Annotated in this window: 14 protein-coding genes and 1 pseudogene; 11 read left to right on the top strand and 4 right to left on the bottom strand. The window is 72.8% G+C overall.

Going from position 1 to position 14,043, the window contains the following annotated elements; all coding sequences use genetic code 11:
- The first annotated feature begins 204 nt into the window (after positions 1–204).
- Positions 205–2,088 carry an amino acid transporter gene (locus tag ACIRYZ_RS33895; protein ID WP_402951845.1) on the top strand — a complete coding sequence of 628 codons (1,884 nt, stop codon included), beginning with the start codon at positions 205–207 and terminating at the stop codon, positions 2,086–2,088.
- A gap of 154 nt (positions 2,089–2,242) precedes the next feature.
- Complete coding sequence (locus tag ACIRYZ_RS33890; protein ID WP_402951844.1) at positions 2,243–2,674, top strand: hypothetical protein; 432 nt, start codon at positions 2,243–2,245, stop codon at positions 2,672–2,674.
- Positions 2,675–2,797: 123 nt separating this feature from the next.
- Here ACIRYZ_RS33890 and ACIRYZ_RS33885 read toward each other — a convergent pair whose 3' ends face one another.
- Complete coding sequence (locus ACIRYZ_RS33885; protein ID WP_402951842.1) at positions 2,798–3,064, bottom strand: hypothetical protein; 267 nt, start codon at positions 3,062–3,064, stop codon at positions 2,798–2,800.
- Positions 3,065–3,597: 533 nt separating this feature from the next.
- Here ACIRYZ_RS33885 and ACIRYZ_RS33880 point away from each other — a divergent pair.
- Positions 3,598–4,419, top strand: coding sequence for an SDR family NAD(P)-dependent oxidoreductase (locus ACIRYZ_RS33880; protein WP_402951841.1), 822 nt, complete (start codon positions 3,598–3,600; stop codon positions 4,417–4,419).
- A gap of 320 nt (positions 4,420–4,739) precedes the next feature.
- On the opposite strand, the gene ACIRYZ_RS33875 is transcribed toward ACIRYZ_RS33880, so the two are convergent.
- Positions 4,740–5,081 (bottom strand): IPT/TIG domain-containing protein, encoded by a 342-nt coding sequence (locus ACIRYZ_RS33875; RefSeq protein WP_402951872.1) that lies wholly within the window; start codon positions 5,079–5,081, stop codon positions 4,740–4,742.
- Between ACIRYZ_RS33875 and ACIRYZ_RS33870 the strand changes: the two are divergent.
- A pseudogene (locus ACIRYZ_RS33870) lies at positions 4,999–5,169 on the top strand (transposase); the annotation flags it as partial. The gene ACIRYZ_RS33875 and the pseudogene ACIRYZ_RS33870 sit on opposite strands and share 83 nt — an antisense overlap.
- Positions 5,170–5,194: 25 nt before the next feature.
- Here the strand turns inward: ACIRYZ_RS33870 and ACIRYZ_RS33865 are convergent.
- Complete coding sequence (locus tag ACIRYZ_RS33865; protein WP_402951839.1) at positions 5,195–5,533, bottom strand: hypothetical protein; 339 nt, start codon at positions 5,531–5,533, stop codon at positions 5,195–5,197.
- Between the two features lie 98 nt (positions 5,534–5,631).
- Here ACIRYZ_RS33865 and ACIRYZ_RS33860 point away from each other — a divergent pair, with 98 nt between their 5' ends.
- The 7 genes from ACIRYZ_RS33860 to ACIRYZ_RS33830 all read left to right on the top strand — a co-directional run bounded on the left by ACIRYZ_RS33860 (position 5,632) and on the right by ACIRYZ_RS33830 (position 11,994).
- Entirely contained in the window at positions 5,632–6,537 is a 906-nt protein-coding gene (locus tag ACIRYZ_RS33860; RefSeq protein ID WP_402951870.1) for a sedoheptulose 7-phosphate cyclase, read from the top strand.
- Positions 6,534–7,637: an ROK family protein gene (locus tag ACIRYZ_RS33855; protein ID WP_402951837.1), complete on the top strand. Its 1,104-nt coding sequence runs from the start codon at positions 6,534–6,536 to the stop codon at positions 7,635–7,637. Before ACIRYZ_RS33860 ends, ACIRYZ_RS33855 begins: the two co-directional genes overlap by 4 nt.
- The gene (locus tag ACIRYZ_RS33850; protein WP_402951836.1) at positions 7,634–8,779 is read left to right on the top strand and encodes an alcohol dehydrogenase catalytic domain-containing protein; all 1,146 of its coding nucleotides are present in this window, start codon (positions 7,634–7,636) and stop codon (positions 8,777–8,779) included. The genes ACIRYZ_RS33855 and ACIRYZ_RS33850 overlap by 4 nt, the downstream gene beginning before the upstream one ends.
- On the top strand, positions 8,776–9,564 hold the full coding sequence (locus ACIRYZ_RS33845; RefSeq protein ID WP_402951834.1) for an SDR family NAD(P)-dependent oxidoreductase: 789 nt from the start codon (positions 8,776–8,778) through the stop codon (positions 9,562–9,564). Before ACIRYZ_RS33850 ends, ACIRYZ_RS33845 begins: the two co-directional genes overlap by 4 nt.
- Positions 9,561–10,397, top strand: a complete 837-nt coding sequence (locus tag ACIRYZ_RS33840; protein ID WP_402951832.1) for a sugar phosphate isomerase/epimerase family protein — start codon at positions 9,561–9,563, stop codon at positions 10,395–10,397. The genes ACIRYZ_RS33845 and ACIRYZ_RS33840 overlap by 4 nt, the downstream gene beginning before the upstream one ends.
- 1 nt (position 10,398) lies before the next feature.
- A complete protein-coding gene (locus ACIRYZ_RS33835; protein ID WP_402951830.1) occupies positions 10,399–11,487 on the top strand; it encodes an alcohol dehydrogenase catalytic domain-containing protein in 1,089 nt (362 codons plus the stop codon).
- 267 nt (positions 11,488–11,754) lie between these two features.
- Positions 11,755–11,994 carry a hypothetical protein gene (locus ACIRYZ_RS33830; RefSeq protein ID WP_402951828.1) on the top strand — a complete coding sequence of 80 codons (240 nt, stop codon included), beginning with the start codon at positions 11,755–11,757 and terminating at the stop codon, positions 11,992–11,994.
- 192 nt (positions 11,995–12,186) lie between these two features.
- Here the strand turns inward: ACIRYZ_RS33830 and ACIRYZ_RS33825 are convergent, their stop codons facing one another.
- Positions 12,187–13,788: an ABC-F family ATP-binding cassette domain-containing protein gene (locus tag ACIRYZ_RS33825; protein WP_402951826.1), complete on the bottom strand. Its 1,602-nt coding sequence runs from the start codon at positions 13,786–13,788 to the stop codon at positions 12,187–12,189.
- Positions 13,789–14,043 lie beyond the last annotated feature (255 nt).

The raw sequence follows: 14,043 nt of genomic DNA, 5'->3' as shown, positions 1-14,043 counted from the left end.
GACGGGTGCTGGACCAATGGGGGGACACCGTGCGGGCGGTTGCCGGGACTGATGCGGCTGGTCGCATAGCCTTTCGCCCTGCCGCCGCCTCGGTGGCGCCGGTTTCGGGGACGAGGGCAGGGGCGCAGGGTGAGTTCGTCGGGTGCTGCTGCGTCGACGCGGCGGGCGAGGTTCCGGGCGTGGCTGCTGGAGGGCCTGTCCGACATGGCCAAGCAGTACCCGGGGCCGCACGCGGAGGCACCGGTCGAGCACAAGGGCCAGCGGTGGTGGCGGGTGATGTGCCTGACCGGGCTGGACTACTTCTCCACGCTCGGCTACCAGCCCGGGATCGCGGCGCTCGCGGCCGGGCTGCTGTCGCCGGTGGCGACGATCGTGCTGGTGCTCGTGACGCTGTTCGGCGCGCTGCCGGTGTACCGGCGGGTGGCGCAGGAGAGCCCGCACGGCGAGGGCTCGATCGCGATGCTGGAGCGGCTGCTGTCGTTCTGGCAGGGGAAGTTGTTCGTCCTGACGCTGCTGGGGTTCGCGGCCACCGACTTCATGATCACCATCACCCTGTCGGCGGCGGACGCGACCGCGCACCTGGTGGAGAACCCGAGTCTGCACAGCGCGCTGTCCGGCAAGCAGATGCTGATCACCCTGCTGCTGGTCGCCTTGCTCGGCGGCGTCTTCCTGAAGGGGTTCAGTGAGGCCATCGGCCTGGCGGTGCTCCTGGTCGGGGTCTACCTGGCACTCAACGTCGTCGTGGTGCTGAACGGGATCTGGCACGTGCTGGAGAACCCGGACGTGGTGACGGACTGGTCCAACGCGTTGACCACCGAGCACGGCAACGCGCTCGCGATGATCGGCGTGGCGCTGATCGTCTTCCCGAAGCTGGCGCTGGGCCTGTCCGGCTTCGAGACCGGCGTTGCCGTGATGCCGCACATCGAGGGCGACCCGGACGACACCGAGGAGAAGCCCACCGGCCGGATCCGGGGCGCACGCAAGCTGCTCACCACCGCCGCCGTGATCATGAGCGCGTTCCTGATCACGACGAGTTTCATCACCACGGTGCTGATCCCCAAGGCCGCCTTCGAAGCGGGCGGGAAGGCCAACGGCCGCGCCCTGGCGTACCTGGCCCACCAGAACCTGGGCGGCGCCTTCGGCAGCGTCTACGACCTGTCGACCATCGCGATCCTCTGGTTCGCCGGCGCCTCCGCGATGGCCGGCATGCTCAACCTGCTGCCCCGGTACCTGCCGCGGTACGGCATGGCCCCGCACTGGGCGCGGGCGGTGCGGCCGATGGTGATCGTGCTGACCCTGATCGGCTTCCTGGTGACGTGGCTGTTCGACGCGAACGTGGACGCCCAGAGCGGCGCGTACGCGACCGGTGTGCTGGTGCTGATCTCCTCGGCCGCCATCGCCGTCACCATCGCCGCCCACAAGGCCCGGCAACGCAACTGGACCACCGGCTTCGCCGTGATCGCGGCGGTGTTCCTGTACACGACGGGCGCGAACATCGCCGAGCGCCCGGACGGCGTGAAGATCGGCGCCTGCTTCATCGGCGGGATCGTCCTGGTCTCCTTCCTGTCGCGGCTCAAGCGGGCCTTCGAGCTGCGCGTCACCGACGTGGTGCTGGACGAGGCGGCCGAGCGGTTCGTCCGGGACTACACCCACCGGCCGATGCGCCTGGTCGCCAACGAGCCGAACAGCCGTGACCTGGCGGAGTACCAGGAGAAGAAGCGGGAGATCCGTGCGCACCACGACATTCCGGCCGACCTGGACCTGGTGTTCGTCGAGGTGACGGTCCGGGACCCGTCCGAGTTCGAGACGGTGCTGGACGTGCGCGGCGAGGTGCTGCACGACCGCTACCGGGTGTTGTCGCTGGAGAGCGCCAGCGTTTCGAACGCGCTGGCGGCCCTGCTGCTGACGATCCGGGACCGTACGGGGCAGATCCCGCACATCTACTTCGAGTGGACCGAGGGCGGTCCGGTCGGCCACTTCCTGCGGTTCTTCCTGTTCGGGCAGGGAGAGGTCGCCCCGGTCACCCGGGAGGTGCTGCGCGAGGCGGAGCCGGACCGCTCCCGGCGCCCGCGTGTCCACGTCGGGTAGGGCCTGTGGGCGGGGTCGGCAATGGTTCGAGACGTCAAGATCGCGTTGTGATTTCGGGTGGCAGCGTCAGGATTCCGTCAAGGCGAGGCGGTCGGCCTACGGTCGTCCTGTTGGCTGTCGTCGAACAGGCTTGCGGCAAAGCTGGGACGGGACCATGCGCATGTACTCCGCCCGCCCCGGCGGCCGTCGCTACCGCCCCGTCCTCGACCGCCTGCCGGTCGCGGTGTCCGGCACGGTGGCCCTGGTCGCCGGCGGTGCGCTCGCGCTCGGGCTCGGCTGGGTGGGCGAGCTTCACGCCGGCTGGGTCCCGTACATCGCGTACACCGGGTTGGCCGCACTGGCCGGAGCCTTCTCCCGGCCGTTGGCCGCGCCGGTAGTAGGTATGTCCGCCTGGCTGTGCTGCAACGCCTTCGCCGAGCACCGCCACGCCGAGCTCGGCTGGTCGGGGGCCGGGATCGAGAGCGAGCACTTCGTCCTCTTCACCGCTGCCGCCCTGATGCTTTCCTTGCCCGCCGCCTTGCCGCGCCGGGCGATCCGCATCGAACGCCTCTCGATGGGCGAGGGGTCCGAGCGTCATGTCGGTTGAGGCCCGGTGGTTGCCGTGGGTGACGGTGCCGGTCTCTCGCGAGGCGTAGGTGTCTTGACGGTGGATTGGCGTGCGGCGTGGCAGCCTCGACAGCTCCCTGACGTGTTGCCGGACGCGTGTTCGTCAGCGGGGAAGGGCCGGGCCCGCCCAGTACACCACCTCCTGGCGTACCGGCCGGAAGCCCGCCGCCTCGACGCCGCTCGCCGCGAATGCGCGATGGCCGCCCCAGGTCTCGGTGATCCAGTGCGGGCCGACGGCGCGCTGTGTGGAAGCGGTGGCGCGGCGGGCGAAGCGGTCGAGACGGGCCTCATCGGCTGCGTGCAGCGGGCGTACCCAGGCCGCCGTGTGCCGGGAGACCGGCCGGGGCCGCTCCGTGTGGACGTGCAGCACGCGGACCCACGGGGTGAGGTGGGTGAAGGTGCGGCCGAGCAGGGGCAGGAAGCGGTCCGGGGCGTGGAACTGCCCCCGCCCGTCCTTGGCGAGTGCCGGAAGCGCAAAGGGGCTTGAGCACGAGCATCAACGAGGCGTCGTCGGCACGTCAGGGGTTCATCAAGGAGGGTGAACGGGCTTGCCCCGGACATCCCGGCAGGCTTTGATGGGGGACATGCACCGCTCGACACGCCACCACGACCGCCCGCCGCATAGTCGGCCGCGGATCGTCGCTGTCGCGGTCGCCGCTGCCGTCCGGTAGGACCGAGCTCCTTCCCGCCGGTCACCGGCCGCGCGCACGGGCCCGGTTCCGTTCGTCGTCGCCCGTGCCGATCACTGCCGCCCGTCCCTGTCCTGAGTGGCTCCGAAGGCCAGGGACGGGCGAGCGCTCTCCTCGCATCACATCATTTCCGCACCGGCGGCCCCGGAGGCGTGTGGCTTCGTGCCGCGCTGCCTCCGCACCCCCGCCGGCGCCTTCCACCCTTGGATGGGTCATGTCCGACGCTGTTCTGTCCGCCCGTACCGCCCTCGTCACCGGCGCCTCCTCCGGCATCGGTTGGGAGACCGCCCGGCTGCTCGCCGGGCACGGTGCCACCGTGCTGGTGCACGCCCGGACCACCGCCGAGGCCGAGTCGGCCGTCGCCCGACTGGTCGACGCGGGCGCCCGGCGGGACCAACTCGTTGAGCTGGCAGCCGACTTCACCAAGTTGTCGGAGGTCGCCGTGCTGGCCGGCACGGTGGTCAAGCACTACCCGGCGCTGGACCTGCTGGTGAACAACGCCGCCGTGATGGCGCCCGAGCGCTGCATCCTCACCGACGACGGCAACGAGGTCTCACTGCAGGTCAACTTCCTCGCCGCGCACCTGCTTTCCAAGCTGCTGCGCGCCCCGCTTTCGGCGGCCGGCGACGCGCGGATCGTCAACGTCTCCTCCTCGCTGCACCGCACCGCGTCGATGAACTGGTCGGACCCGCACCGGGTGAAGAAGTACTCGCGGGTCGCCGCGTACGCACAGTCGCAGCTCGCGCTGACCATGGCGACCGCCGACATGGCCCCGGCCGGCTCCGGCATCACCGCCGTCTCCCTCAACCCGGGACTGTGCGACACCGCGCTGCTGCCGCTGTACGGGCGGGTCGGTGCGCCGGCCGCCGAGGGCGCGGCGGCCGTGGTGCAACTCTGCCTGCCCGAGACGGTCGTCGCCAACGGCGCCTACTTCGACGGTGGCGTCATCGCGCCGACCGCGGCGGCCGCCCAGGAGGAGCGATCGCTGAAGCGCCTGGCCAAGCTCGCCGACCAGTTGGCCGGCCAGGCCGTCTGAACCGCACCAACCCGACGCCCCAGCCTGACGATCAAGAGAAAGAGCACGATGTCCAAGCGCGCCCGCAAGAAGAAGGCCCGGCGGAAGAAGAAGGCGAACCACGGCCGCAAGGCCGCGTAGAGCTGACTCCGTAGACCCACCCGGTGCCGCGTGCCACCGGCACCGGGTGCACCCCTTCGGCCCCTGAGGCCCGCTGTCCGGCTGTGCGGACGGCGGGTCACAGGGGCCGAGGCGTGTCCGGACGCCGGACGCCGAGCGGTGGATGAGGGCCAGGGCAGCGGTTTCCGCACGGACCGAAACGTTCGGGACAACCTGTGGTCTCAGGCGCATGACATCGATATCAGGGCCGCATCAAGGTTTCCGAAGCACCCATATGGACGGCGTAAGGAAAACGCTGCGCGCCCCCGTCCGCTGGTTTGCTTCACGGCGGTCGCGCCGGTGAACCCGGAGCCGGTGAGGGTGACGCTCGTGCCGCCCGCCTCGGGGCCGGAGGACGGGCTCACGCCGGAGATCCGGGGCCTGGACGGGAGCGGCGACCAGGGTGCTGCGGGCGACCGAATCGAGCGGCCGGTGCGGTAGCAGCGGCTCAGGAAGCTTGGCCGGCCGCCGCTGGACGACCGGGGCTGCTCGCAGGGGATCCTGTTCGTGCTGCACACAGGCATCCAGTGGGAGTGGTTGCCGCAGGAGCTCGGCTTCGGCTCGGACACGACCTGCCGGCGCCGGCTGCGGGACGGGCACGAGGCCGGGGTGTCGCCAACGTCCGGCAGTTCTATACCTAGCGGTGCCCGGCCCCGCACCTTGCGGGGATCTCCGGTGCCCGGGCGGCCCGTCGGGCGTCGTAGTGGGCGAGCCAGCTCCGGACGTCCCCGCCCGAGGCGTCCCAGGAGGTGCCCAGTCCGACGGCCCGTTCCAGCGCGTGGTGCAGGCCGGACGCCTTCAGTGGGCGCGCCGGGTCCGCGGTCTCGCCCACCAGCGCGACCCGGCTGCGTGCCAATGCCGACGAGGCGTTCCGGCCGGGGACCGTCCAGGCTCGCCAGTTGCGGCCCAGTGTCAGGATGTTGCGGGCGGCGTAGCCGATCTCCGGGAAGGCCGCGAGCACCTGCTCCAGGTCCACCCGGGCGCCCGCCGGCTCCCGGCCGGAGTGCCGGTGGCGGGTGGCGGAGAGGCTGAGGTACCGGGAGTCGGGCAGCGGGTAGTGCGAGACCGAAGTCCCTGGAGCAGGCCGTCCTCGTCACCGAGGCCATGTCCCGGATGGGCATCCTGCGCCGCGCCGAGAAGGTGGTCGCCGTCGGCGGCGGCGTGGTCCTGGACATCGTCGGCTTCGCCGCGAGCATGTACCGCCGCGGCGTCCCCTACGTCCGCGTCCCCACCACCCTGGTCGGCCAGATCGACGCCGGGATCGGCGTGAAGACCGGCATCAACCACGGCCACCACAAGAACCGCCTGGGCGCCTATTTCGCGCTCGAACTCGCCCTGATCGACCCGGAGTTCCTCCGCACCATCGACCCGCGCCACGTCGCCAACGGCATCGCGGAGGTGATCAAGATGGCGCTGGTCAAGGACGCCGTGCTGTTCGACCTCCTGGAGTCGACCGTCGACTCCATCACCCCCAATACCCTGGCCGGCTGCGGCTCGGCCATCAGCGAGGTGCTGTCCCGGGCGATCTCCGGGATGCTCGACGAACTGGAGCCCAACCTCTGGGAGCAGGTGCTGGAACGTTCCGTCGACTACGGCCACACCTTCAGCCCCTCCCTGGAACTGCGCGCAGACCCGCCGCTGCTGCACGGCGAGGCCGTCGCCGTCGACATGGCGATCTGCCTCGCCCTCGCCCATCTGCGCGGCCACCTCTCCCAGCACGACGTCGACCGGGCACTGCGACTGCTCCAGGGCTTCCGGCTCCCCGTCTCCCACCCGGTCTTCACCCGGGAGCTGCTCACCGAGGCGCTCGCCGACGCGGTCAGGCACCGCGACGGACTGCAGCGCGTCCCGCTCACCCGGGGCATCGGCTCCGTCGTGTTCGCCAACGACCTCACCCCGGAGGAACTCGGCCGGGCGCTGGAGTTCGTCGACTCCTGGACGGCGGCCGCGAACAGCGAACTCGTCGGCGCGGCGGTATGAGCACCGCCGACACCGTCGTCACAACCGACACCGACACCGCCGGAACCGCCGCCGGCACAACCGACACCGCCGCCACCACCGCCACCGTCTTCGACGTCGGCGGGACGTACATCCGCCGGGCCGAATGGTCACGCGAGGGCGGCCTGAGCGCCCGTACCGCGCGCCCTTCTCCCAGCTTCAAGCGCTTCCCCGCCGCCACCGTCGCCGAGCTCCGGGACATGATGGTCCGGGAGCTGTGCGAGGGCGTCCCCGAGACACCGGCCGCCGTCGTCGGCATCTCCTTCGGCGCCGCGCTCGACCACCGTTCCGGCATCGTCTACGCCTCGGCGCCGCTCTGGGGTGAGCACAGCGAACCGTACGACCTGCGCGCGGCGCTGACCGCCCGGCGCGGCGACGTCCGGTGGCACATCGTCAACGACGTCACCGCCGCCCTGCTGCACGCCGCCGCGTCCGCCGAGCGCGGCGGACACCGCAAGGTCCTGCTGGCCACCATCAGCTCCGGCATCGCCTGCCGGGTCATCGACCAGCGGGAGCGCCGGATCCCGGTGGACGGCTGCGGTCTCCAGGGCGAGATCGGCCACCTCCCGGTCGGCGCCGAACTCGCCGGAGCACCCGTCGAGTTACCCTGCGACTGCGGGAAGCCGGGACACCTGGCGGCCTACGCCTCCGGCCCCGGCATCGCGCGGATGGCACAGGCCCTCCGGCGGCGCGAACCCAAGCGCTGGGCGGCCTCCCGACTCAACCTGACGACTGCCGACGGCACCGGCTTCGAGACGGCGCTGCGCCACGCGCTGGACGAGCGGGACGAGCTGGCGGCCGAACTGCTCGACGCGGTGACCGCCCCCGTCGCCGCCGTGCTGCGCACCGCGCTCTGCCTCGACCCAGAGCTCGACGAGGCGGTGCTGACCGGCGGAGTGGTCCACGGTCTCGGCCACCACTACCGGCGCGCCCTGATGGGCCACCTCACCCGCGAGGGCCTGTACCTGACCAGCGAGCGCACCCCCGACTGGCTGGAGCGCCGGATCACCGTCGCCGGCCCCGGGGAGGCCGACGGCCTGGCGGGCGCGGGCATCGCGGCGACCGCCGGAGTACCGGCATGAGGACGGCCGACGGGGCCGTCCCCGACCACCGGGCCCTGGTCCGCGAGGCCGGAGGCGTCCGGCTGCGCCTGCGCCCCACCCCGCAGCCCGCCCCCGGTGAGCTGCTGGTGGCCACCCAGGTGGCGGGGCTGTGCGGTACGGACATCCAGATGCTGCGCGGGCTGCGCGACGACCCGGCCGCGGTGATCGGACACGAGGGCATCTCCCGGGTGGTCGCCGCCGGCCCGGGTGTCCCCGACGCCCTACGCCGCCCGGGCACGCCCGTCGTGGTCAACCCGACCCACCGCTTCGACCCGTCCTTCCTGCTCGGCCACAACGTCGACGGCCTGCTCCAGGAGCGCACCCTCATCCCCGCGACGGCCGTCCGGGACGGCCTGGTGGTGCCGCTGACGCAGGCCCCCGATCCGGTGCTCGGCACCCTGATCGAGCCGCTGGCCGCCGTCCGGTACGCCCTCGCCCTGCTGGCCGCGGCCCGCCCCCGCACCCTGGTGGTGTACGGGGACGGCACGATCGGGCAGCTCGCCGTCCGCGCCGCCCGCCGCTGGCTCGACGGCGTCGCCCGCGTCCTGCTCGTCCACCACACCCCGACCGGAGTGGCCTGGAGCGCCCGACAGGCCGTGCCCGGCGTGGAGTTGCTGCTCGACCGGGAACCGGGCCCGCTCGGCGCGGAGCCGGTCGCGGCCCTGCTCGCGACCCCGCGCGACGCCACCCTGGGAGCCCTCGAATCCGCGCTGCGCCTCAGCGGCGGCGAGCTGACCGTCGACGTGTTCGGCGGTCTCCCGCCGGGTGCCGCCAGTGCCTCGCTGCCCGGGGTCGACCTGGCCGCTGTCCGGGCCGCCAACTGCGCCGGCCATCCCGTCCCGGCCGCCTTCGCCCAGGTGGCCACCGCCCGGGGCCGACCCGTCCGGCTGACCGGCCACCGCGGCGTCGGCAACGGTCATCTCGTCGAGGCGGCAGCCGAGTTGAGCCGGAACCCGGCGGCGTACCGCGCCCTGGTGACCCACGTCGTGGGGCTGCCGGAAGCCGCCCGGATCATGAACGACCTGACCGTCAGCGACCGCCGGACCGTGGCCGGGAGCCGGCTCATCAAACTCGCGGTGCGTTTCGCCCCCGTACCGCCGTCAGCTCAGGAGACTCAGTGACAGCACACGCTCAGCCCCGCCGCCGCGCGCTGGTGGTCGGCGGGTCCACGGGTATCGGCCGCGGCGTCGCGGACGCCTGGGCCGAGGCAGGGCTCGACGTCACGGTACTCAGCCGGTCCACCCCGACCGGGCCCGGCGCCGACCGGCTCCGCTGGACGGCCACCGACCTCACCGACGCCGAGCAGGTCGCCGGGAGCCTGGCCCTCGCCACCGCCGGGCCCCTGCACGCGGTCTGCTACTCGGCGGTCCACTACGGCGACCGGCGCACACTGTTCCGCGACTGCGCCGAGGCCGAGTGGCGCCGCCAGATCGACGTCAACCTGCACGGCCTCTGGCTGACCCTCTCCCGGACCGTCCCGGCGCTGCGCCGCACCGACACCCCGGGGGTGTTCCTCGGGATCTCCTCCGAGGTCGTCTACAACGCGGGCCCCGGGCGCTCCGGCTACGCCGCCTCCAAAGCCGCCGGCGCCGCCCTGCTCGACTCCCTCGCCCAGGAGGAGAGCACCGACGCCCCCGGCGCCGAGGCGCTGCGCGTCGTCCAGGCCCTCCCGGCCGGCATGGTCGACACCCCCGGGATCCGGCGCCGGCGCCCGGACGGCTTCGACTACAGCGACTACATGCGGCCGGCCGGCTTCGCCCCGCTGGCCCGGGAGCTGGCGGCGACGGCCGGGGCCGGACTGCACGGCGCCCACCTGGTGGTCGACGGCGACGGCGCCTGGTACCCGGTGGGCGAGCGGCTGCCGGTCTCGCAGAGCCGCAGGATCCCTTCGGGTGCGGGCTCGTGACGACCTTCCCGCTGGTCGGACTGGCCGGCTGGCGGCTGCCGGGCGACCACTTCGCCGCGGTCGAACTGGCCCACCGAGTGGGCACCGAGGGCCTCCAACTCGACCTCGGCGGCCCCGGTCGCGGCCCCTGGCTGGACGCGGCCGGAACCGTCGAACGGCTCCGCGAGGACTGCGCCCGGCACGGCGTGCGACTGCTTGCGGTCGCGGGCAACACCCTCAACGACATCGGGCTCCACGCGCCGAAGGACGGCCGGGACGGGCTGCGCGCCCGTCGCGTCCTGGTCCGGGTGCTCGACACCGCCCTGGCCCTGGGCGCGCCGCTGGCGTTCGTCCCGAGCTTCCGCCGCAGCGCCGTCCGCGACCGGCAGGACCTGGAGCGCACCACGGCCGTCCTGGCCTGGGCCGCGCGCGAGGCCGAGGATCGCGGGCTGCTGCTGGCCAGCGAGAACGTCCTGGACCCGGAGCGCGCCCGGCTGCTGGCCGAGGAGGTCGCGTCCCCGGCCTTCCGGCTGCTGCTCGACACCTACAACCCGTACACGGTCGGCGTCGACGTCCTGGCGGTGATCGAGGCGACCCATCAGTGGATCGCGCCGCAGGTCCACCTCAAGGACGGCACAGGCGGCGTGGTGGTCAAGGACCTTCTCGGGGACGGCGACGGCCCGGTCCGTCAGGCGCTCGCCGCGCTCGCCGCCCACGGCCGCGCACCCGAGGTGCTGGTCCTCGAGAACGACTACCGCGACGGCGACGTGGCCCGTCTCACCCTGGACGTCGAACGCGCCCGCGGCCATGCCCACGCCCGCACCCACGCCGCCGGAACCCACCCGAGGAGTTGACGTGTCCGGCCTCCCGACCACCTACGCGACCACCACCCTGAGGGACGGCGTGGTCAGCCTCGGCACCCGCCGCTTCCCGCACGGCGAGCTCGGCCCCGACACCGTCGTGATCAAACCCGACCACCTGGGCATCTGCCGCGCCGACGCCAAGGAGATCCACGGCTCCCGCGACGTCATGGCGGACCGCGGCCCGCTGTTCGGCCATGAACTCGTCGGCACCATCGCCTTCGCAGGGGACCGCACCGGGTTCCGGCCGGGCGAACTGGTCACCCTCAACCCCAACATCACCCCGACCCGCACCACCGGCTTCGCCGAGTACGTCCTCGTCCACGGCACCGGGAAGCAACTTGACCAGGCCGTGGTACGGGTCCCGGAACCGCACATCCGGGACACCCCCTGGATGCCCGAGCCCTTCGCCTGCATCGTGCACGCCCTCGACAAGCTGCTCGACCTCACCGGCCTGCCCGCCCTCGGCAAGCGGGTCGGCATCATCGGGGCCGGCTGCGCGGGCCTGATGTTCGCGATGTACGCCCGCCACCTGGGCGCCCCGGTCGCGGTCTTCAACCGCGGCGAGCCGCGCCGCGCCTTCGCCCGGCAGCAGGGGATCCTCGCCGACCACGAGATCCACCCGCTGACCGATGCCGAGGCGGCGGCCCACCGGGGCGGGTACGACATCGTGATCGTCGCCCCCACCATCGCCACCACCGAGCTCCTGGAGACCGCCGCCGGCCTGGCGGCCGACGGAGCCGTCCTGTTCGTCTACGGCGGCACCCGCGCGGGCGACACCTTCCCCACCGGCGCAGCGGACCTCGACACCATCCGCCGCCGCGAACGCATCGAGTCCGTGACACACCAGGGGAAGCGGCTCGAACTGTCCGGCGCCTACGGCTGCTTCCGCGAGGACTACGAGAAGGGTTTCCGGCTGCACGCCGAACACCCGCAGGACTTCCCGCTGGAAAAGCTGACCTCCCGGCGGATCACCCTCGAAGAATTCCCGCACCGGGTCATGGACATCGCCGCGGGAAGGGCGGACTTCCCCGGCAAGGTACTGATCGACGTGACCGCCCGGCACAGTCGCCCGCACTCCTGACGAACGCCGAGTAGGCCGTTCCCACCACGCGGTGGGAACGGCCTACTCGGCGTTCGTCTCAGCGCGCCGGGTCGTTCCGCGCGCCGAACCACCGCGAACCTCGCCGCCCCCGGTCAGGGCATGGGTCTGTACAAAGTTCACCGGACACACCCTGATCACGAGACCGGGTGACCGGCTGCGCGAGCAAGACGAGGCGGTCCCGGTATGGCCACCACCTTGAACACCCTCAACCAGTGGACCCGGGGCTGACGCTGGACCGTGACGGGGATGTTCACCGTCATGCTCGCCGCTCTGTGCATGACCCTCTTCGTTGCTGGAGTCTGTCTCCAGGTGCGCTCGACGCCCACCGTCACGCCGGCCAGCCGCCTCACCATCGGCATCGGCCTCCTCGCCGCTGGCGCCGCATTCTGCTTCCGCGCGAAGACCCGCACACAAGATCTGTACGGCTACCAAGAAGGCTGCCGAGCAGCTGGCCGGGGAGTGCCGGGCGCTCGACGGTGGCGCTGAGCCAGACACCGAGGACCTGCGGCAGCAGATCCGCGACCTCGACGTACTGCTCGCCACTCCGCTGCCGACCACGGTCAAGCTGACAGGCCTGCCGCTGCTCACCCAGGCCGAACGCGGTGACCTGATCCATGACCACCTGCTCGGCCCGCCGGGGGAGGTCCGGCGGGCCGAAACGGGACTCGGGAACGGGCGTCAGGCCTGCGTGACCAGTTCCAGGTAGGAGTCGTGCCACAGGTCCTCGTCCCCGTCCGGCAGCAGCAGGACGCGGTCGGGCCGCAGGGCCTCGATGGCGCCCGGGTCGTGGGTGACCATCACGATCGCGCCCGGGTAGGTGCCGACCGCCGCCAGGACCTCCGTCCGGGAGGCGGGGTCGAGGTTGTTGGTCGGCTCGTCCAGGAGCAGCACGTTGGCGCCGGAGTGGACCAGACCGGCCAGGGCGAGGCGGGTCTTCTCGCCGCCGGACAGGACGCCGGCCGGCTTGTCGGCGTCGTCGCCGCGGAAATGGAACGCGCCGAGCACGTGCCGCAGTTCGCCGTCGGTCAGGTTGGGCGCGGCCTCGGCGAGGTTGTCGTGGACGCTGAGCGCCGGGACCAGGGTGTCGTGCTCCTGGGCGAAGTAGCCGAGCCGCAGGCCCGTCCCGGGGACGACGCGGCCGGAGTCCGGGGTCTCGTGGCCGGCCAGGATCCGCAGCAGGGTGGTCTTGCCCGCGCCGTTGAGGCCGAGCACGACCAGCCGGCTGCCGCGGTCGACGGCGAGGTCCAGGCCGGTCAGCACCGGCCGGCCGCCGTACGCCTTGGCCAGGCTGATCGCGCCGAGCGGCATCCGGCCGCAGGGCGCGGGCTCGGGCAGCCGGATGCGGGCGGTGCGTTCGGCCTGCCGGGCGGGTTCCAGCTCGGCGAGCATCCGGTCGGCGCGGCGGGCCATGCTGCGGGCGGTGGTCGCGGTGGCGACATTGGCACGCATCCGGTCGGCCTGGGCGTGCAGGGCGGCGGCCTTGCGTTCGGCGTTGGCCCGCTCCCGGGCGCGGCGGCGCTCATCGGCCGCGCGCTGGGTGAGGTAGGCCCGCCAGCCGGTGTTGTGGATGTCGATGGTGGCGCGGCCGGGGTCCAGGTGGAAGACCCGGTTGACGGTCTCCTCCACCAGCCCGAGGTCGTGGCTGATCAGCACCAGCCCGCCCTGGTGGGTGGCGAGGAAGCCGCGCAGCCAGGCGGTCGAGTCGGCGTCCAGGTGGTTGGTGGGCTCGTCCAGCAGCAGGGTGCCGTGCTCGGCGAACAGGATGCGGGCCAGCTCGACCCGGCGCCGCTGGCCGCCGGAGAGCGTGCCGACGGGGGAGTCCATCACCCGGGCGGGCAGTCCGAGCCCGGCCGCGACCCGGGCGGCCTCGGCCTCGGCGGCGTAACCGCCCCGGGACTGGAACCGGGCCTCGGCCCGGGTGTAGGCGTCCATCGCCCGGCGTTCCTCTGCCGGGGAGCCGGCCAGCGCCATCGCCTCCTCGGCGGCGCGCAGCGCGCGGACGGCGGTGTCCAGGCCGCGGGCGGACAGGATGCGGTCGGTGACGGTGACGGCCGGGTCGGCGGCGCGGGGGTCCTGCGGGAGGTAGCCGACCGGCCCGGTGCGGGTGACTGTCCCGGCGGCGGGCGGCAGCTGCCCGGCGAGGGTGGCGAGCAGGGTGGTCTTGCCGGCGCCGTTGCGGCCGACCAGGCCGATCCGGTCGCCGGGGGCGATGTGCAGGGTGACGTCGGACAGCAGCAGACGGGCGCCGACGCGCACGTCGACACCACGGGTGGTGATCATGGGATAACGCTCCGAAACGGCTAGCGGACACACGGGTGGCGTGGAGATGGGTCCGTCAGCTAGGAAATTCGGGGCGTAGACATGCGGCCAAGCTAGCTGCTCGTCGGAACGGGCGCATCCGAATTAACCGGCCGCATTCCCTCCGGCGAAGCGAACGGGCCGCCCCGGACGGCGGATTCACCGGCCGTACCCGGACCATCCGCCCGTTCCTTCGCCACGGTTTCGGTCACCGTGGCGCGCGGGGCCGTCTTGCCG

The sequence above is a fragment of the Kitasatospora sp. NPDC101155 genome (assembly GCF_044768305.1).
GTDB lineage: Bacteria > Actinomycetota > Actinomycetes > Streptomycetales > Streptomycetaceae > Kitasatospora.
This window is presented reverse-complemented; position numbering and strand designations above follow the sequence as displayed.